An 18,185-nucleotide genomic window follows, 5' to 3' on the forward strand; every position below is an offset into this window, starting at 1 on the left:
AGGCCCCTCAGTCCCATTCCAGGCCGCCGCGCCGCCACACATAGGCGTAGGCGACGAAGACGGTGAGCACGAAGAGCAGCATCTCCACGAGCCCGAACACACCCAGGGCGTCGAAGGTGACGGCCCAGGGGTAGAGGAAGACGATCTCGATGTCGAAGACGATGAAGAGCATCGCCGTCAGGTAGTACTTGATGGGGAAGCGCCCGCCGCCGGCCGGCGTCGGTGTCGGCTCGATGCCGCACTCGTAGGCCTCGAGCTTGGCGCGGTTGTACCGCTTCGGACCGATCAGCGTGGCCATGACCACGGAGAAGATCGCAAAGCCTGCCCCGAGGGCTCCCAGTACGAGGATGGGCGCATACGCGTTCACCGCTCCTCGCTCCTCTCAGTCGGCACTGACTGCTGGCGGGTTGCATCGGGCTCACAAGCGCCCCACTGCTCCCTCGAACCCCGCTTGTCCCGGGCCAAGATCGAGAACATGTGAAGCAGGTCACAAGCCCAACTGCCTCGCATCTTATGCCCGCCGCTCTGTGATCTGCGACACGGGGTCTTACACCAGCTTTGTGATCTCCACCACCTGACGAAGGATCATGAAGTCGGATGAGCGGTGATCTTCACACGCGAAGCGTCCGAGTGATCACCAGACGTGACATTTTCGCTCGTCAGGGCAGCTCAGAGGGGTCGTCTCAATATCAAGAGACTTCCGCTGCATGCAAATTGGCGCTGGACGGGACCGCTTGGTAGAGGGCGGCGTTCACACATCAGAGGGAGGTGCGGGGCGGGGTGTGGACGTGTGCACGCGTTCACGAGCGCGAGGGTCGTCGTCTGCCCGCGCGGGACGCGGCCGACACGGTGACCGTTCCGTGACCTGCGCCACATTGATGAGAGGCCGATGAGAAGCGGGCTTGGCCAACGGTCGCAACCAGTGGTAGGCCCCGGGGCAATCCGGACGTAACGACGAAAGCCCATGATCACAGGCTTGAAAGGGTGCGTCCGCAATGTCCGTTACGGCGTCAATAAAGAGTGACGCGTACGGGTTTCGGGGGCCCGATTGAACAACTGTGGCGCAGGCCACGTTTCTTGAAGGTATGGAGGAGCCCCTGATACCGATTGCTCTCATGTCCCACACCGCTCACATACGCAGCCACCGGAAGCCCCGCCGCAACGCGTCCTCGACGCTCGCGATGCGCGCCGGAGTTGCCGGTGGCGTCCTCAGCATGGCAGCGGCGGGCGCGTCGGCCTCGGCGAACGCCGCCGAGCCGGTGACGCAGACGCTCGAACTGCCCACCCTGACGGCGGACCTGGCCACCCAGGTCGCCGAGTCCGCGGACGCCACGGAACTGGCCGCCGCGAACTACGAGCTCGAGGCCGAGCGTGACGCGGCCGCAGCCCAGGCCGCCAAGCAGGCCAGGGCGGACCTCGCGGTGGCCAAGAAGAAGGCCGCCGCCAAGAAGAAGGCCGAGGAGGAGGCAGCCCGCCGGGCCGCCGCCGAGGAGGCCGCCTCCCGCGCCGCGGAGCGCGAGGCCCTCGCCACCACGTCCGCGAGCGCGGACAGCACCGGCAGCTCCGCCGACACCACCGTCTCCACGCCGGCCAGCGGCTCCGTCGCGACCGTCATCGCCTTCCTCAAGGCGCAGGTGGGCGACGCCTACATCATGGGTGCCACGGGCCCCGACGCCTGGGACTGCTCCAGCCTCGTGCAGGCCGCCTTCCGTGAGGTCGGCGTGGACCTGCCGCGCGTCTCCCAGGACCAGTCGATGTTCGGCACCGAGGTCGGCACCTCCAACCTCCAGGTCGGCGACATCCTGTACTGGGGCGGCAAGGGCTCCGCGTACCACGTGGGCGTGTACATCGGCGACGGCCAGTACCTGGACGCGGCGAACCCGTCCAAGGGCGTCGTCATCCAGGATCTGTCCGGCTACCCGGCGTCGGGTGCGGTGCGCGTGCTCTGAGCCGCGCAGCGCGTACCCGCGCACGCGAAACCGGGTGAACCGGGTGAACCGGATGAAGGGCCGCAGCCGCTCGGGGGCAGCGGCCCTTCGCCGTACCCCCGAAGGGGCAGGACGGCGGCCTCAAGCCTGGGAGGGCGCCTTGCCGCCCCCGAGCCCCCGAAGGGGCCCGGCGGCCTCGCCTGAAGGGCCAGGGCGGCCTCAGGCCTTGGGAGCCACCTTGCTCAGGCCGTTGATGATGCGGTCCATCGCGTCGCCGCCCGTGGGGTCGGTGAGGTTGGCCAGCAGCTTGAGGGTGAACTTCATCAGCATCGGGTGGGTCAGACCGCGCTGGGCGGCGATCTTCATGACCTTGGGGTTGCCGATGAGCTTCACGAAGGCGCGGCCGAGGGTGTAGTAGCCGCCGTAGGTCTCCTTCAGCACACGCGGGTAGTGCTGGAGCGCCATCTCGCGGCCCGCGGGCGTGGAGCGGGCGTGCGCCTGGACGATGACGTCGGCGGCGATCTGGCCGGACTCCATGGCGTAGGCGATGCCCTCGCCGTTGAAGGGGTTCACCAGTCCGCCCGCGTCGCCGACGAGCAGCAGTCCGCGCGTGTAGTGCGGCTGGCGGTTGAAGGCCATGGGCAGGGCCGCGCCGCGGATCGGGCCGGTCATGTTCTCCGGGGTGTAGCCCCAGTCCTCCGGCATGGAGGCGCACCAGGCCTTGAGGACCTCGCGCCAGTCCAGCTCCTTGAAGGAGTCGGAGGTGTTCAGCACGCCGAGGCCGACGTTGGAGGTGCCGTCGCCCATGCCGAAGATCCAGCCGTAGCCGGGCAGCAGCCGGTCCTCGCCGGGGCCGCGGCGGTCCCACAGCTCCAGCCAGGACTCCAGGTAGTCGTCCTCGTGGCGCGGCGAGGTGAAGTACGTCCGTACGGCGACGCCCATCGGGCGGTCCTCGCGGCGGTGCAGGCCCATCGCGAGGGACAGCCGGGTGGAGTTGCCGTCGGCGGCGACCACCAGCGGGGCGTGGAAGGTGACTTCGCGCTTCTCACCCGAGTCGCCGAGCTTGGCGGTCACGCCGATGATGCGGCCCGTGCGGTCGTCGACTACGGGGCCGGAGACATTGCACTGCTCGTACAGCCGGGCGCCCGCCTTCTGGGCCTGGCGGGCGAGCTGCTCGTCGAAGTCGTCGCGCTTGCGGACGAGTCCGTAGTCCGGAAAAGAGGCGAGATCCGGCCAGTCGAGCTGGAGGCGGACGCCGCCGCCGATGATGCGCAGGCCCTTGTTGCGCAGCCAGCCGGCCTCCTCGGAGATGTCGATGCCCATCGACACCAGCTGCTTGACGGCCCGTGGGGTCAGGCCGTCGCCGCAGACCTTCTCGCGGGGGAACTCGGTCTTCTCCAGTAGAAGGACGTCCAGGCCGGCCCTGGCAAGGTGGTACGCGGTGGTGGAGCCGGCTGGCCCCGCGCCCACGACGATCACATCAGCGGTGTTGTCGGAGAGAGGCTCAGTCACGACGGCCACGGCGGGATCTCCCCAAGGCTCGAAATCTGCGTGCCGACCGGCACTGGACATGGGCAGTCTATGCAGCAGAATTGATCACCCGGCTGAAGGGCTGCCCCGTGAACCGAGCTCTCCCCGTAGTACGGCTGCGCGTTCCCACCGACGAGGACGCCGTCGCCTGGCACCGGGCCTTCGACGACCCGGACGTCATGGAGTTCCACGGCGGCAGGTCCGCGGAGCTCTCCGTCTACGAGGAACTGACCGCCCGCCAGCGCCGGCACGACGCCGAACTGGGCTTCTGCCTGTGGACCATGCTGGACGAGTCCGGCGAGGTCATCGGCTTCACCGGGGCCCAGCCGTGGCCGCAGGAGTGGGGCCCGAAGGGCGAGATCGAGATCGGCTGGCGGCTCGGCCGGGCGCACTGGGGCAAGGGATACGTCACGGCGGCCGCGCAGATGACGCTGGAGCGGGTCCGCGCGGCGGGCGTGGGCGGCGTGGTCGCGATGGTCAACGCCCGCAACACCCGCTCGATCGCGGTGACCCAGCGGCTCGGCATGCGGCTCGCGGAGACCTTCGTCAGCCCGGAGTCGAAGCAGCAGGGACACTGCTACCAACTCGATCTGTGACGCAGAGTAACGACCTGCTACAGATAGCGACTTGACGCTTCCGGACGACACCCCGGGCGGTTACCCTTCCAGTACCGCTGGGGGTGACATCTGTGCGCATACCTCACAAAACACCCGAAGTGCACGTGCCGAAACTGGTCGGCCTGATGGCGGTCGACGCGCGCCGCCAGGCCGAGCGGCACGGCGTGCTGCTGGCCGCGCCGGACCGGCCGGACTTCCATCTCACCGTCGTCGACTACGTCGTACGGCAGTATCCGCCGCCCGGCGTCGAGGTGCCGCGGGACGCCGTGGTCACGGTGTGGTTCGACTTCCGCGACGGCGAGGGCGGCGGAGGCGTGCGCGAGCCGCGCCTGCCGCGTCCGGGCGGCGGCGGGCTGGAGCGGGAGCTGGACGAGCCGGGCGATCCGTACATGGCCCTGCGGTGACCGGACATGGCCCTACGGTGATCCGCGCCGAGCCGGCCGTCGACGAGCAGCCGACGAAGCGCCGGAGAAGCGACGGAAACCGGCTCAGCCCTTCTTGAACCCCCGGTGCAGCGCGACCACGCCGCCCGTCAGGTTGCGCCACGCCACATCGGCCCAGCCGGCCTGCTGGAGGCGCGCGGCGAGGGCGGGCTGGTCGGGCCAGGCGCGGATGGACTCGGCGAGATAGACGTACGCGTCCGGGTTGGAGGAGACCGCGCGGGCGACCGGCGGCAGGGCGCGCATCAGGTACTCGGTGTACACCGTGCGGAAGGGCGCCCAGGTCGGCTGCGAGAACTCGCAGATCACGACCCGCCCGCCGGGCCGCGTCACCCGGTGCATCTCGCGCAGGGCCGTGTCGAAGTCCTGGACGTTGCGCAGCCCGAAGGAGATCGTCACCGCGTCGAAGGTGTCGTCCTTGAAGGGCAGCCGCGTGGCGTCCCCGGCCGTGAACGGCATCCAGGCCTGGCGCCGCTTGCCGACCTGGAGCATGCCGAGCGAGAAGTCGCAGGGGACGACGAAGGCGCCGGCCTGCGCGAAGGGCCCCGAGGACGTGCCCGTGCCGGCCGCCAGGTCGAGGATCTTCTGCGCGGGGCGGGCGTCGACCGCCTTCGCGACCTCCTTGCGCCAGCCGCGCGTCTGCCCGAGGGACAGCACGTCGTTGGTGAGGTCGTACCGTTCCGCCACGTCGTCGAACATCGAGGCGACTTCGTGCGGCTGCTTGTCCAGGGATGCGCGGGTCACGCCCTCATTGTGGCAGCAGGGGCCCGGGATGCCGGGAAGCGGCCCTCGCTAGCGGGCCCGGTACACCAGCCGACCGCCCAGCACGGTCGCGACGCAGGTGCCCGCGCCCTGCCGCACCAGCCCGGCCCGGTCCGGGACGTCGAAGACGGCGAACCGGGCGGGCCCCGCCCGCGGCCAGGCCCGGGAGCAGGACCAGCGGGGACGGCGAGAGGGACGGTGGCCCCGGCAGCGACGGCGGCCGCTGCCCGACGGCCAGCCCGGCACGCCGTACGGCGTCCAGCGCGGCCCGGTCGCGCAGTTCGCCCGCGATGGCGACGGTGCCGTGCGCGAGGAGCCGCTGCACCCCGCGGCGCGCGCTGGCGCCCCGGCGGGCGGGGTCCGCGCGGAACAGGGCCTCCGCGCGCGGCCCGCCGATCGGCTCGGTGCCGAAGGCGTCGGCCTCGCGCGGGTCCGGGTGGTACGTCCGCTCCAGCAGCTCCGGGCCGTACGGGTTGAGCAGCCCGGGCAGCAGCAGGCCGGGCCAGCGGCGCAGCCGGGCCTGCGGATGGGCCGCGGCCAGCTCGTCGTACGGGCCGACGGCGGCGATGTGCGCGCCGTCGACCAGGACGGCGGCCTCGGGCGAGGCCTCGGCGACGTGAAGGGTCAGCACACCTGGCTCAGTTCGCGGCGAGGATCTTCAGCTCGGGGTGCGCGGTGCCGCCCTCGATCGCGGTGGAGGAGATGTGGGAGACGACGCGCTCGTCGACGGGGTCGTTCGCCGGGTCGTCGTGCACGAGCAGGTGCTCGTACGTCGTGGAGCGCTGGGCGGGCACCCGGTCGGCGCCGCGGATCATCTCGATCATCTCCATCAGGTTGGAGCGGTGCTTGGCACCGGCCGCCGAGACGACGTTCTCCTCCAGCATGATCGAGCCGAGGTCGTCGGCGCCGTAGTGCAGGGTCAGCTGGCCCGCGTCCTTGCCGGTGGTGAGCCAGGAGCCCTGGATGTGGGCGACGTTGTCGAGGAAGAGCCGCGCGATCGCGATCATCCGCAGGTACTCGAAGATGGTGGCCTGGGTGCGGCCCTTCAGGTGGTTGTTCTGCGGCTGGTACAGGTACGGGATGAAGGCGCGGAAGCCGCCCGTGCGGTCCTGGACGTCACGGATCATGCGCAGGTGCTCGATGCGCTCGGCGTTGGTCTCGCCGGTGCCCATCAGCATGGTGGAGGTGGACTCCACGCCCAGGTTGTGGGCCGTCTCCATGATCTCCAGCCAGCGCTCGCCGCTCTCCTTCAGCGGGGCGATCGCCTTGCGCGGCCGCTCCGGGAGCAGCTCGGCGCCGGCGCCGGCGAAGGAGTCGAGGCCGGCCGTGTGGATGCGCTGGATCGCCTCCTCGACGCTGACCTCGGAGATCCGGGCCATGTGCTCGACCTCGCTCGCCCCCAGGCTGTGGATGACGAGCTGCGGGAACTCCTTCTTGATGGCCGAGAAGTGCTTCTCGTAGTACTCGACGCCGTAGTCCGGGTGGTGGCCGCCCTGGAACATGATCTGCGTGCCGCCGAGTTCGACGGTCTCCGCGCAGCGGCGCAGGATGTCGTCCAGGTCGCGGGTCCAGCCCTTGTCGCTCTTCGGCGGGGCGTAGAAGGCGCAGAACTTGCACGCCGTGACGCACACGTTCGTGTAGTTGATGTTCCGCTCGATGATGTACGTCGCGATGTGCTCGACCCCGGCGTAACGGCGGCGGCGTACGGCGTCGGCGGCCGCGCCCAGCGCGTGCAGCGGGGCGTCCCGGTAGAGGTCGAGCGCCTCCTCGGGGGTGATGCGCCCGCCCCCGGCGGCTCGGTCGAGGACGGACTGGAGGTCGGCCTTCTCGGTCACCGGGTGTCCCTTTCGTCAAGGGTTGTGGACGGACTGATCCAGCGTACGCCAGGGGGTTGGTGGCCCCGACGTCAGGCCGCGTATGCCCCGGCCAGAAGGCCCAGGAAGGCGCCCGCGATGAGGAACGGGCCGAAGGGGATCGCCGTCTTGCGGTTCGCGCGCCGGGCGACGACGAGCGCGCCGCCGTACAGCGCGCCCAGCAGGAACCCGGCGAAGGTGCCGAGCATCAGGGTTCCCCACCCGTACCAGCCGAGCGCGGCCCCGGCCCCGAGGGCGAGCTTCACATCGCCGAAGCCCATGCCGCCGGGGTTGATCAGGAACAGCACGAAGTAGCCGGCCGCGAGGGCGAGGGAGCCGAACAGCGCCGACGTCCACTCCCCCGCGTGCTCGGGCGCCGCCGCGGCGGCTCCGAGCAGGGCGAGGGCCGCCGCCGCGAGGGGCAGCGTCAGCGGGTCCGGCAGCCGCTTCACCCGGAAGTCCACCGCCGCCAGCAGCACACCGACGGGCGCGATCAGCAGCCAGACGCCGAGCTCGGGCCGGGTGCCGGTGGCTGCGGCGAGGGCCGCGCAGACGAGTGCGGTGACGGTCGCCAGAGGCAGGGCTTTGGGGCCGTACGACGGTGAGGTGCGGGTGACCGCGGCCGGGGGCTCGGCCTCGCCGGGGGCCGGGACGTCGGTGGGGCTCCCCTGGTGGGCGGTTGCCGCTGAGGGGTCGGTGGCGGCGGGGGCCGGGACGTCGGTGGGGCTCCCCTGGTGGGCGGTTGCCGCTGAGGGGTCGGTGGCGGCGGGGGCCGGTTCGTCGGTAGGGCTCCCCTGGTGGGCGGTTGCCGCTGAGGGGTCGGTGGCGGCGGGGGCCGGTTCGTCGGTAGGGCGGCCCTGCGGGGCGGAGGCCGCGGGCGTGAGGGGTTCGGGGCTCGGGTCGGTCGCGGCCCGCCGGGACTCGCCCGCGGCCTGCGTCGTCGTACGGGCGCACTCGCCGCACCAGCCGCGGCCGAGCCAGCCCCGAACCGGGTGTCCGCCGGGGCACAGCCCTCGCCACGGCTCGCCGGAGGGGGCCGCGAAGCGGTAGACCGCGCGCGGGAGCAGGGCGCCCGCCGCCGCACCCCACAGCGCGGCGGCGATCACGAGCACAGCGCTGTTCATCCCACGGCCGCGGCGCTGTCGCGCCACGACGGGAGCAGCTCGTCCAGCAGGGCCTCGGTGCGCGGCGGCAGGCCGCGGGCGCCGCTGCGGCCCAGCAGGTCGGCGGCGAGGGCGGTGAGGCGGGCCGTGTCGCCGGTGGCGTGGGTGGCACGCAGGAGTTCGTTCCACAGGCGCTCGTCGGCCGGGGCCGTGCGCAGGGCGGCGTTCAGGGCCTCGATGGCCTTCTCCGCGCGGTCCTTCTCCAGGTGGAAGGCGGACAGCGCGAGCCCGATGTCGGCGACGAGCAGCGGGAGTTGGGCGTCGATGATCTCGTGGGTGAGCCAGCGGTAGCGGCCCTCGGGCCGGTCGGCGAGCAGCGGCCCGCGCACCAGCACCAGCGCGTCGGTGAGCAACCGCCCGCGCACGGCACGGTTGTCGACGCCCCTGCCCTGCGTGGCCTCGTGGTAGAGCGAGCGCAGCACGTCGAGGTCGGAGACGACCGACTTGGCGACGGTGAGGCGGCCGGTGGCGTCGGTGGCGAGGCGGGGCGTGCCGTCCGGGTCGGCGCCGAGCCAGTCGCGCAGCCGGTCGAGCAGCGCGTCGCGTACGTCGTCGGTGACGCCGCGCGGCCACAGCGCGGAGGCCAGCACGCGCGGGTGCACGCCCTCGCGGTGCAGGAGCAGCAGGGCGAGGGCCTCGTGCAGCAGGGCGCTGCGCTCGCCGTCGGGGGTGTCCAGGCCGATGATCTCGTACGACCCGACGAGCCGGGCGTAGACGGCGGGCCGGCCCTGTTCGCTGACGTCGACGAGGAAGGGCGGCGTGGGGGTCGGCCCCTGGGGGTTGTCGTTGTCCGGGTCGGTCTCGACGAACAGCTCGACGACCGCGCGCTGCTGCGGCACGGGCAGGAGCTGGGCGTCGAGTTCGAGGCCGAGGAGCGGGGCGAGCAGCTTGCCCTCGCCGGTGATCTCCATCTCCCAGGCGGCGCCGGGCAGATCGCCGGACTCGGTGCCGACGAGGTAGCCGATGCCGAGGCGGCCGGCGTCGGCGGCGAGTTCGGCGAGCTTGACGGCGTCCTCGGCGGAGGGCTGGGCGGCGAGCAGCACCAGGTGCGGGGCCCAGCGGGTGTGCTGGGCCGGGCCGGTGCGGCCGGTGAGCACGGAGTCCTGTCCGGCGGCGCCGAGCGCGCCGCGCCGCTGGCGGGTCTCGGCCTCCATGGTCTCGATGAGGTCGTCGATGCCGTCGAGGTGGCGCAGCCGGTTGGGGGCGAGCGGGGTGAGGTCCTCGCCGAAGCCGACGAGGGTGATGGTCATACGGTCCGACCAGCCGTTGGTGGCGAGTTCGGCGGCGACGGACGCGAACACGGCGGCCCGGTCGGCCTCGCGGCCGCTCAGCGAGACGATGCCGGGCACGGCCTCCAGGTTGAGCAGCAGCCGCGACTCGTCCATGGTGCCGAGGCTGACCAGGCCGGGGTACGGGGCGGCGGTGTCGACGTCCTCGTAACGCTCGGCGTCGGCGCGGGACAGCAGCCAGAACGTCTGGTCCTGGCCGGTCTGCCACGGCGCGGGCGGCTTCCCGGACGGCTGGGCGAGCTGGAGGTGCAGGTCGCCGTTGCTCAGCCAGGCCGCGTACACCACCGGCAGCGGCCGCGACTCGGCGGCGAGCGAGGCGGCGAGGCCGCGCAGCGAACGGTCGAGGAGGCGTACGGCCTCGGGGTCGGCGCCGACCAGCAGCGCGTCCTGGGCGTCCGCGGCGGCGCCGGTCGGGGTGGGCGGCTCCATGCCGCGCCGCCCGCCGACCGCGCCGAGCGCCGACTGCCACAGGGCCTGGCGGCGCCGCCGGCCGAGGGCGCCGAGGAGGCCGGCGGCCAGGAGGGGCGCGCCGAGGAGGGCTTCGGGGAGGCCGAAGGAGTGGCCTTCGGACTGGCCTTCGTCGGACTGTGCGGAGACCTGGGGGGTCTCCTGGTGCTGCGGGGCCTCGGGGGCGGGGGCCGGCCGCTGCTCGGGCAGGGACACACGCGTGTCGCCGTGGTCCCCGCCGGGCTGCTGCTGCTCGGCGTGGTCGCCGGTCTTCGCGTAGTCGCGGATCTGCTGCTGGACCTCGGGCGAGACGCTGGGGGCCTCGTCGGGCATCTCCACGAGCTCGCCGCCGCGGGCGTCGCCGGGCATCTCCATGATCCAGCCGGGCCGGATGAGGCTGGCCTCGGACAGGCGGGAGCCGTCGGGCTGCACGCGGTCCTTGTTGAGCTCGTAGATCTCCTTGTAGCGGCGGCCGTCGCCCAGGTGGCGTTCGGCGACCTCCCACAGGGAGTCGTGGTGGCGGCCCTCGGGCGGCTGGATCCGGTAGTACTTCGTGTCGCCGCTGCGGGCGGTGCTGCCGCTGTCGGCGTGGTCCGCGGCGTCGGCGGCCTGCTCGGCGAGGGCGGCCGCCGCGGAGGCGGTCTGCTCCTGCTGCTGGGCGAAGAGTCCGGGCGTCTGCTGCGCCGCGGCGACCGTGGGCCGCTGGTTGCCCTCCAGGTTCTGCCCGAGCTGCGACAGCCCGGGCGTCAGGCTGGCCGCGGTCGCGCCGACCAGCAGCAGCGCCGCGACGAGCTGCCGCGCGAGCAGCTGACTGGGCCCGGCCCCGGGCACCCGCCCCGGCACACCCACCCCGGACACGGCGGCCTTCACCTCGACCAGCACGCACGCGGTGAACTGGGCCCAGGCCAGCCACACGATCACGGTGAGGATGTTCAGGAACGTCTGCACCGAGATCTCACGCTGCAGCCAGTCCACACTCGGCGCCCCGTCGGGCAGCGGCCACCCCAGCTGCGAGGCCAGCCCCAGCGGCACGCCGAACACCAGCGCGGCCAGCGCCACGAACGCGAAGAAGGCCTTCACGAAGTCCCCGAACGTACGCCGTCGTACGCGTACGGGCTGAGGGGTGCGGTTGCGCGGGGTGTTCGGGCTTCCCGTCGGGTTTCCCGTCGAGCTTGACGAGCTTGAACTGCGGCGTCGCGGCATGGCGGGTGTCCTGGGGTGTGTTCGTCGGGGTGAGTGACTGATGGGGGTGACTGGGGGGATGACTGAGCCTACCGAGATCTTATGAATCCGGTTGTCGGCATAGAACCCCGTACCGGAAGCACAACCGCCGCTTTACGACTTGCCGCCCTTTACGCCCCACTTGACCCGCATGAAGGGGTGGTGTCTGCGCAGGATCTTCACGCCGGGGGGGGTGTCACAACGGGACGTTCGGCAACGGCCGAACGGCCGCACGGCGTACGCCCGACGGCGGCGTCACAGCCTCCCGAGCAGTCCCCACTCCTCAGGATCTAGCCCCGCCGCGACGCACCCGTCCCCCACGGAGACGTCGAGATCCCGCTGTTCCACGCGCCGCGCGATCGCCTGGGGGTCGAAGTCGCGGAACTCGAAGACGAAGCACTCCTCGACGGCCGGCCGGTCCAGGGGACAACCGTCCAGATCCACCGCGGAGTTCGCCCGGTCCGCCCCTTGGCACAGAACGGACACGAACAACGGGAAGTGCTCCGCCTCCAGCAACAGGTCCGCGTCGTGGATCACACCGGCCGCCCCCACCCCACCGGTCACCTCGCCGCACAGATCGTCCAGGCAGTCCACCAGGGCGTCCCAGTTCCGGCCGAAGTAGCCGGGAAAGCGCAGTACCTCCGCGAACGTGTCGTAGATCCCCCGCTCGGTCAGCAGATCCCCGGCGTCGAAGCGGTGGACCCGGCCGCCCCTCTCCTCCAGCTCCGCCATCCGCCGCCGGACCCCGGCCGTCCCGCGCGGGACGAAGAAGACGACCCATCTCGTGCGCGAGGCAGGCGGGTTCATGAGCGGCTCCGGCGCACGGTCTGCACGAACGACAGCGTGTCGTCGACGTCGGTCTCGGCGAAGCCCCTGGGCTCCTCGGAGCGCAGCGCGTCGTACAGCTCCGGGATCGGCTCCCCATGGGGCAGCGCCGCCGTCCACGCGACCCCCTGCCTGCCAACATGGTCCCGGACACTCACGTACACGGCGTCCCATTCCTCCGGGTCGTCGAGCGCCGGCAGGCCCTCGCCACGGTCCCAGTCCCGCGCGGACGTCACGTGTCCTCCTCCTTCGGGATTCCGGCCGATGCGATCAGCTCGTCCAGCGTCCGGTCGTACGCCCGGAAGCCGGCCTTTCCGCTTTCCGGTGCGTCGGAGGCGGGGCTGAGGATGCCCGACAGATGGGCGACCCGCCACATCCTGAGGACGAGGTCCGGGCTGCCGCCGCCCGACGGATCCGCCAGGCCGCAGGCCGTCGCGAGGACGTCGGCGACCGTGGGCGCGCCGCGATGGGCGGGCGTACCGGCGGCGATGGCAGCGGTGACCAACGCCTGCAGGAAGGCGGTCAGTTGCAGGTCCGCGGCCATACGGCACATGCGCCGCACCGTGGGTGGCTCTTCGAGCCGCGACAGGGGCTGGGGCACGCCGGTGACACCCGCCGACCAGAGCAGCAGGTGGGCGGCGGACACCTCGTGGTCGCGGAACCATCCCAGCTCGTCCACGACGGCCATCGCGTCGTCGCCGAAGCGGCAGACCGACCGGATGTCCATCAGCAGGAGCTCCATGTCGCCCTGTCGGCGAGACAGGAAGTCACGGAGCGACACATCGGCGAGCCGCCAGGTGCCGGTGGCGTTCACGGCGCCGACTTCGAGGACCCCACCGAGCGGTGCGAACACGGCGCGGGCGAGGGCCGTTCCGGGCAGCGGGGGGAGGTGCTCAGTCATGCCGTACGCCGCCCGGAACCGGTTCGGTGGCGATGATGTGCCCTACCTGTCGGCGGGCCTCCTCCCGCGTGCGCGGCGGGCGACGAACGTCCTTCTCGGTCGACCGGTCCACGGGCACATCCTCATGGCTCGTCTCGACCCGCTCGATGCCGAGCGCATGCTCCGCGAAGTCCAGGGACGTCATGTGTGAGGGGTCAGGCGGTCGCGGTACTCCTCGAAGGCTCTCCGGAAGGCGCTTGCGCTGGAATCGTCGGCGGGATTGTCCATGTTCATCAGTCCGAGGTTGAGCTCCACCGAGGAGATCTGGGTCTCGTGCCGGCTGTTCCATTCCGCGACGGCCTGGAAGGAGCGCGACGCCGCGAAATACGCGGGCGGAATGTCCGCGTAGTCCGCGTGGACCGTCCAGTTCCCCTCGGAGTCCTTCGTCATGGGCCGAGTCGGCGGCACGACGACGAGGCCGGGCCAGCCGTCACCCCGCCGGTTCTCCAGAATCTCCGCCGTGGAGAAGTTCGGCCGACCGCCGTAGCGCCCATGGGCGAACAAGCCGGCCATGAGGACGGCGTCGACCGGTGTGTCCGACCGCAGCCCGCGCCTGCACACCGCGTCGGCGCAGCCTTCGAAGACACGCTGCCACCGGGCCAGCGTGTCGGCCTTCTGTGACGTGATGACCAGGCGCAAGGCTGCTCTTCTCCTCAGGGAATGGGCATGCCGGGCAGGATACGGATCCGCCCCATCTGTTCGAGGACCTCGGTGGGCAGTGCCAGCGCCTCGATTCCTCCCGCCTCGACGAGATCGACCCGGCTGATCTCGGGAATGGCGTCGGTCCGGATGGTCGACCGGACGAGAGTGTACGGACCTTCGTGAGGAAACTTGCTGAACATCTCCCGTGCGTACGCGGCGGCGGATTCCGCGGTGGTGGAGAAGTACTTCGTCTCGATCCCCCGGGGATTCTGAAACGTCCTGGTGCGCATGACCTGCCCCAGCTCGCCGTCCATCACCGCGCGGTAGAGATAGATCTCCCCCGGGTTCAGCTTGTCCGGGCGTCCGGTGCAGGACAGCAGTCCCAGAGGGTCGATCCAGCTGTAAGGGTTGTCGACATACCCGTAGTGGTTGGGGTCGGGTTCGAGGCCGAGCGGGTCGGGGCTGGTGTACCGGGCGATCGCCGGGTCGTAATGGCGCTGGTAGTTGTAGTGCCACCCCGTCTCCGGGTCGTGGTACTGGCCGGGGAAACGCAGCGGGACGCCGACGGGCCGGTCCTCGCCACCGCTCTCCACTCCCCAGAGCGTGGCGTCGGCCTGCCAGACGATGTCGCCGCTCTCGTCGAGGAGATCGGTCGGCGTCCCGACGAGGTCGGTCACGATGGCGTAGAAGCGGGCGTCGACCTCCTGCTGCGTCATGAGCCGCCGTCGTTGGGCCAGGGGATGCTGGTCGCGGTAGTCCCACGTGAGGACCTCGGCCTCCGACTCGTCGCCCACGCCGCGGCTGACCTGCTCGATCAAGGTCGCGTTGAACCAGGTGAAGCGGACGTCCTCGGCGACTCCTCCCTCGATGTTCAGGCGCTGCTTGGACACGCGGCGCCCCAGGGGGTCGTACCGGTACCTCCATCGGCTGCCGTCCGGCGTGATCACCGCGGTGAGACGGTCCTCCGCGTCCCATTCGTACGTCCAGGTCGACACCTTGCCCGACAGTGACCTCGTGCGTCGCCGGACCGTTCGGCCCGCCCCGTCGTACTGGTACTGGGTTCTCCCCGCACGGACCAGACGCGTGCCCGCGTAGTCGCGGTCGCCCACGGCCGGGTGGGCGGCGGGCCAGTGGGCGGTCCGCTGGTTGCCGACGGCGTCGTAGGCATACGTCTCCTGGCCGGCCGGGCTCGTGATGTCCGTGACGCGGCCGAGCCGGTCGAGAGAGAAGCCCGTTTCGCCCCGGCGGCTGTCGGTGATGCCCGTCAGGTGGTGGTCGTCGCGGTAGGCGTACCTCCGCTGCCACAACGTCCGGTCCGGCGAGAGAGCGGTCTGGTCACTGAGGTTGCCGGCCACGTCCCACGTGTGGTGCAGGACGACGTCCGACGGCAGATGCCGAGTGGCCTCCCTGCCGGTCGGGTCGTAGGTGAACGCGAGCCGCTGGTCGCCCGCCCTGAGGCCGACGGGCCGCCCGGAGGGGTCGTAGTCGTAGCCGCTCTCGACGCCGCTCGGGGTGCTGCGCCGGGTCAACCGCCCTGCGGGGTCGTACGCGTAGGCGGAGACGCGGCCGTCGCAGACCTCCGTCAGGATCCGGCCCAACGGGTCCCTCTCGAAGACGAGCTCCGCATCCGGTCCGACCGCGCGCAGGAGGCGCCCCGCAGGGTCGTAGGCGTATGTGGTGACAGCTCCGGCCGCGTCCTTCTCGCGGATGCGGCCCAGAACATCACGGTCGTAGGTGATCCGCTGGCCCAGGGCGTTGGTCGTGGCCACCAACTGGCCTGCCGGGTCGTAGGCGTAGCGGACCGAACGGCCGTCGAAGTCACGCTCCTCGACCAGTCGCCCGGTGGCGTCGTAGCTGTACTGCCAGCTCAGGCCCTGCGGGCCGGTCACCGAGGTGAGCCGGAGTTCGGCGTCGCGCTCGAACTCGAAGCGGGTGCCGTCCGGGTTGATCTGGGCGCGCAGCGCGTCGAACGGCCCGTACTCGTAGCGGTGTACGGCGCCTGCCGCATCGGTGCGGCTCAGGCAGTTGCCCTCGGCGTCCCAGGTCCAGGACCACTGGGAACCCAAGGGGTCGACATGGTGTGCGGGCCTTCCCTCGGCGGTCCACTCCAGTCTGGTGACCGCGCCGCCCGGGGCAGTGATCTCGACCGGGCGGCCGAAGGCGTCGCGCCGGTAGGTGGTGGTCTCCCCGAGCGGCCTCACCACCCGGACGGGCAGGCCCGCCGCGTCGCACACGAAGTCCGTCGTGCCGCCCGCCGGATCGACGGCGCAGGCCAGTCCGCCCCGTTCGTCGTAGGTGTAGCGGACGGTCTCGCCGGCGGGATCGACGACCTCGGTGCGGTTGCCGGCCTCGTCGAAGGTCTGCCGCCACTGTGTGCCGTCCGCGGCGGTGATCCGCTCCGGCAGTCCCAGGTCGTTGTACTCCGCGGTCAGCGCAAGGCCGTCGGGACGCGTCACCTCGGTGACCCGGCCCAGCGTGTCGTACACGTAGGCGGTCGTACGGCCGAGGGCGTCGGTGATCGTCAGGAGCTCGCCGTGGTCGTCCCAGGTGCGCCGGGTGGACGCACCCAGCGGGTCGGTCTCGGTGAGGAGTCGGCAGTGGTCGTCGAACTCGTAGGCGGTGGTCTGACCGAGCGCATCGGTGAAGAGCGTGCGCGAGCCGTCGTCCTCGTACGCGATCTCGCTGTCGAGGTAGCCCTCGGCACCGCGCGTGCGCACACAGCGGCCCTGGGCGTCGTAGGCGTAGTGATACGCGATGCCGTTCCGGTCCTGCCAGCCGGTGATCCGCCGGCGCTCGTCGTAGGCGAGCCGCAGGGGTCGGCCTGAGGAGTTGAGGACCTCGGCCAGGTTGCCCTGGGCGTCGTAGCCGTACCGCATGATGACGGGCTGTTCCGGATGACTGAGCAGGGTCACCGCGGTGATGCGGCCCTGGTCGGAGTCGATTCCCAACCGGTAACCACCGGAGTGCACGACCTCCTGGGGGCAGCCGTCCGCGCTGTACCGGACACTGATCCTGTTGCCGTTGCGGTCGCTGATGGTCGTGAGGAGCAGTTCGCCGGCGGGGCCGCCGGACAGCGGACGGAAGTGGAGCATCCGCTCTGCCTCGGTGTCTCTGAGGACAAGTTCCCCCTCGGGGGACCCGTCCCAGCTGAGCGGCCACCGCGGGCCGGTCACCGGAAAGACGGCCCCGTCCGGGGTGGGTACCGGGTAATACAGGACCATTCCGTCGGCGGCGGCGAACCGCACACCGTCGGCATCGAGCACCAACCGCTGGTCCAGCGTCGATGCCCAGGCCGCGCCGAAGCTGCGACCGGTGCGCATACCGCTGCGGTGGTGGCGTTCGAGAACCAGCGGGAGTACCCCCGGCAGACTCAGATCCGTCGCCGACATGACCACCTGGCCGGTCGCCATGTCCACCGGGTCGGTCCGGCAGAAGAGCTTCTTCATCTGACGGCCGAGGGCACTGACTCCCTTTCCCATGCCCTTGACGCCGAGGGCCATGCCCTTGAGTCCGGTCTTGCCGAAGGCCTTCAGCCCCTTGGCCAGCCCCCCAAGCGTCGTCAGCCCCTTCATGCCAGGTATGCAGTCCAGCGCCGCGAACGCCACATCCCACAGCGACGCTCTGCCCTGTGAATATTTGTAGAGCGTGTCCGCGAGCACCACCAACGCCGCGATCAGCACGATCGCACCCAGGATCGGCCCACCGATGATCATCGCGATGACACCCAGCACCGCCACGACGACCTTGCACACCGCGACGATGTTGTCCCAGTTGTCGACGAACCAGTCCCCGATCTCCTCCCACCACGACCGGTTCTGGATCCCCGCGTCCGACGCCTCGTCGATCTTCGACTTCGCCGTCCGCGCCGCCTCCTGGCGCATCTTGCGCGCATCCTCGGCCATCTTCTTCGCCGCGTCCAACGCACTCTGCGCGGTCGAGACATCCGACTGCGCACTGGCCTGAGCGGCCTCCGCATGCTGCACATCCCGGGTGGCGGCACGCACCTTCGCCTCGTCCGGCTTCTCCGTCGACTTGCTGCCCGTCGGGTCGTCCTTGTACTTGTCCGCCTCCTTCCCCGCCCGCGTCACCCACGAATCCGCCGACGACAGACGCGACTTCGCCGAGGACAGATCCGACCGCGCCTCACGGCCCTTCACCAACGCACGGTCCGCCAGCGCCTGCGCACGCTCCAGCTTCGGCCAGTAGTCCGCCAGCGCATCCCCGCACAGCGAGTACGACTTCTCCAGCTTCTTCAGGTTCTTCGGGACATCGGCGAAGTCCTCCTTGAAGACCTCCGCCGACTTGCCCGCCCACTCCGCCAGAGTCGACTCCCCCGCCATCCCCTTCACCAGACGCAACGCGTCCGAGACGTCATCCGCGAAGTCATGCAGAGACTTGGCCAGCTGGCGGACCCGCTGCGGATCCCCCGGCACCGGGTCCTTGTCCAGATCCAGGACATGCCAGTCCGTCGGCCGATGGCCCGCCATACCGCAACCCCCGTCACGTGCGCATCATCAACAACGTATGC

14 protein-coding genes and 2 pseudogenes are annotated in these 18,185 nt (G+C 71.2%); 3 read left to right on the forward strand and 13 right to left on the reverse strand.

What is annotated here, in order from left to right; all coding sequences use genetic code 11:
- Positions 1-7 precede the first annotated feature (7 nt).
- A complete protein-coding gene (locus RKD23_RS15825) occupies positions 8-367 on the reverse strand; it encodes an NADH-quinone oxidoreductase subunit A (protein ID WP_007383963.1) in 360 nt (119 codons plus the stop codon).
- A 718-nt stretch (positions 368-1,085) separates the two neighbouring features.
- Between RKD23_RS15825 and RKD23_RS15830 the strand changes: the two genes are divergently transcribed.
- The gene (locus tag RKD23_RS15830) at positions 1,086-1,949 is read left to right on the forward strand and encodes a C40 family peptidase (RefSeq protein ID WP_424854248.1); all 864 of its coding nucleotides are present in this window, start codon (positions 1,086-1,088) and stop codon (positions 1,947-1,949) included.
- Between the two features lie 198 nt (positions 1,950-2,147).
- Here the strand turns inward: RKD23_RS15830 and RKD23_RS15835 are convergent, their stop codons facing one another.
- Positions 2,148-3,449 carry a geranylgeranyl reductase family protein gene (locus RKD23_RS15835; protein WP_424854249.1) on the reverse strand — a complete coding sequence of 434 codons (1,302 nt, stop codon included), beginning with the start codon at positions 3,447-3,449 and terminating at the stop codon, positions 2,148-2,150.
- Between the two features lie 98 nt (positions 3,450-3,547).
- On the opposite strand from RKD23_RS15835, the gene RKD23_RS15840 reads away from it, so the two are divergent.
- Both RKD23_RS15840 and RKD23_RS15845 read left to right on the forward strand, forming a co-directional pair.
- On the forward strand, positions 3,548-4,054 hold the full coding sequence (locus tag RKD23_RS15840; protein WP_424854250.1) for a GNAT family N-acetyltransferase: 507 nt from the start codon (positions 3,548-3,550) through the stop codon (positions 4,052-4,054).
- Between the two features lie 119 nt (positions 4,055-4,173).
- A complete protein-coding gene (locus RKD23_RS15845; protein ID WP_424854251.1) occupies positions 4,174-4,479 on the forward strand; it encodes a PASTA domain-containing protein in 306 nt (101 codons plus the stop codon).
- Positions 4,480-4,563: 84 nt separating this feature from the next.
- On the opposite strand, the gene RKD23_RS15850 is transcribed toward RKD23_RS15845, so the two are convergent.
- The 11 genes and pseudogenes from RKD23_RS15850 to RKD23_RS15900 all read right to left on the reverse strand — a co-directional run bounded on the left by RKD23_RS15850 (position 4,564) and on the right by RKD23_RS15900 (position 18,144).
- The gene (locus RKD23_RS15850; RefSeq protein ID WP_404043859.1) at positions 4,564-5,259 is read right to left on the reverse strand and encodes a demethylmenaquinone methyltransferase; all 696 of its coding nucleotides are present in this window, start codon (positions 5,257-5,259) and stop codon (positions 4,564-4,566) included.
- 48 nt (positions 5,260-5,307) lie between these two features.
- Positions 5,308-5,908 (reverse strand): annotated as a pseudogene (locus tag RKD23_RS15855) (imidazolonepropionase-like domain-containing protein).
- 7 nt (positions 5,909-5,915) lie between these two features.
- Positions 5,916-7,112, reverse strand: coding sequence for a cyclic dehypoxanthinyl futalosine synthase (gene mqnC, locus RKD23_RS15860; protein WP_404043863.1), 1,197 nt, complete (start codon positions 7,110-7,112; stop codon positions 5,916-5,918).
- A gap of 71 nt (positions 7,113-7,183) precedes the next feature.
- A pseudogene (locus RKD23_RS15865) lies at positions 7,184-7,705 on the reverse strand (prepilin peptidase); the annotation flags it as partial.
- 545 nt (positions 7,706-8,250) lie between these two features.
- A complete protein-coding gene (locus RKD23_RS15870; RefSeq protein WP_424854252.1) occupies positions 8,251-11,232 on the reverse strand; it encodes a BTAD domain-containing putative transcriptional regulator in 2,982 nt (993 codons plus the stop codon).
- 273 nt (positions 11,233-11,505) lie between these two features.
- Positions 11,506-12,057: a barstar family protein gene (locus tag RKD23_RS15875; protein ID WP_424854253.1), complete on the reverse strand. Its 552-nt coding sequence runs from the start codon at positions 12,055-12,057 to the stop codon at positions 11,506-11,508.
- Positions 12,054-12,311 (reverse strand): hypothetical protein, encoded by a 258-nt coding sequence (locus RKD23_RS15880; protein WP_424854254.1) that lies wholly within the window; start codon positions 12,309-12,311, stop codon positions 12,054-12,056. Before RKD23_RS15880 ends, RKD23_RS15875 begins: the two co-directional genes overlap by 4 nt.
- Complete coding sequence (locus RKD23_RS15885) at positions 12,308-12,976, reverse strand: hypothetical protein (RefSeq protein ID WP_424854255.1); 669 nt, start codon at positions 12,974-12,976, stop codon at positions 12,308-12,310. Before RKD23_RS15885 ends, RKD23_RS15880 begins: the two co-directional genes overlap by 4 nt.
- A complete protein-coding gene (locus tag RKD23_RS15890; protein ID WP_424854256.1) occupies positions 12,969-13,160 on the reverse strand; it encodes a hypothetical protein in 192 nt (63 codons plus the stop codon). Before RKD23_RS15890 ends, RKD23_RS15885 begins: the two co-directional genes overlap by 8 nt.
- The gene (locus tag RKD23_RS15895; protein WP_424854257.1) at positions 13,157-13,654 is read right to left on the reverse strand and encodes a hypothetical protein; all 498 of its coding nucleotides are present in this window, start codon (positions 13,652-13,654) and stop codon (positions 13,157-13,159) included. The genes RKD23_RS15890 and RKD23_RS15895 overlap by 4 nt, the downstream gene beginning before the upstream one ends.
- A 14-nt stretch (positions 13,655-13,668) precedes the next feature.
- On the reverse strand, positions 13,669-18,144 hold the full coding sequence (locus tag RKD23_RS15900) for a DUF6531 domain-containing protein (RefSeq protein ID WP_424854258.1): 4,476 nt from the start codon (positions 18,142-18,144) through the stop codon (positions 13,669-13,671).
- Positions 18,145-18,185: the final 41 nt, after the last annotated feature.

Origin of the sequence: Streptomyces sp. SAI-170 (genome assembly GCF_049739565.1) — a bacterium.
Lineage (GTDB): Bacteria > Actinomycetota > Actinomycetes > Streptomycetales > Streptomycetaceae > Streptomyces.

Bases quoted from the DNA above. Each gene is read 5' to 3' on its own strand.
- RKD23_RS15890 (WP_424854256.1), bottom strand. From the start codon at position 13,160: ATGACGTCCCTGGACTTCGCGGAGCATGCGCTCGGCATCGAGCGGGTC.
- RKD23_RS15900 (WP_424854258.1), bottom strand. From the start codon at position 18,144: ATGGCGGGCCATCGGCCGACGGACTGGCATGTCCTGGATCTGGACAAG.
- RKD23_RS15885 (WP_424854255.1), bottom strand. From the start codon at position 12,976: ATGACTGAGCACCTCCCCCCGCTGCCCGGAACGGCCCTCGCCCGCGCC.
- RKD23_RS15830 (WP_424854248.1), top strand. From the start codon at position 1,086: ATGGAGGAGCCCCTGATACCGATTGCTCTCATGTCCCACACCGCTCAC.
- RKD23_RS15875 (WP_424854253.1), bottom strand. From the start codon at position 12,057: ATGAACCCGCCTGCCTCGCGCACGAGATGGGTCGTCTTCTTCGTCCCG.
- RKD23_RS15870 (WP_424854252.1), bottom strand. From the start codon at position 11,232: ATGCCGCGACGCCGCAGTTCAAGCTCGTCAAGCTCGACGGGAAACCCG.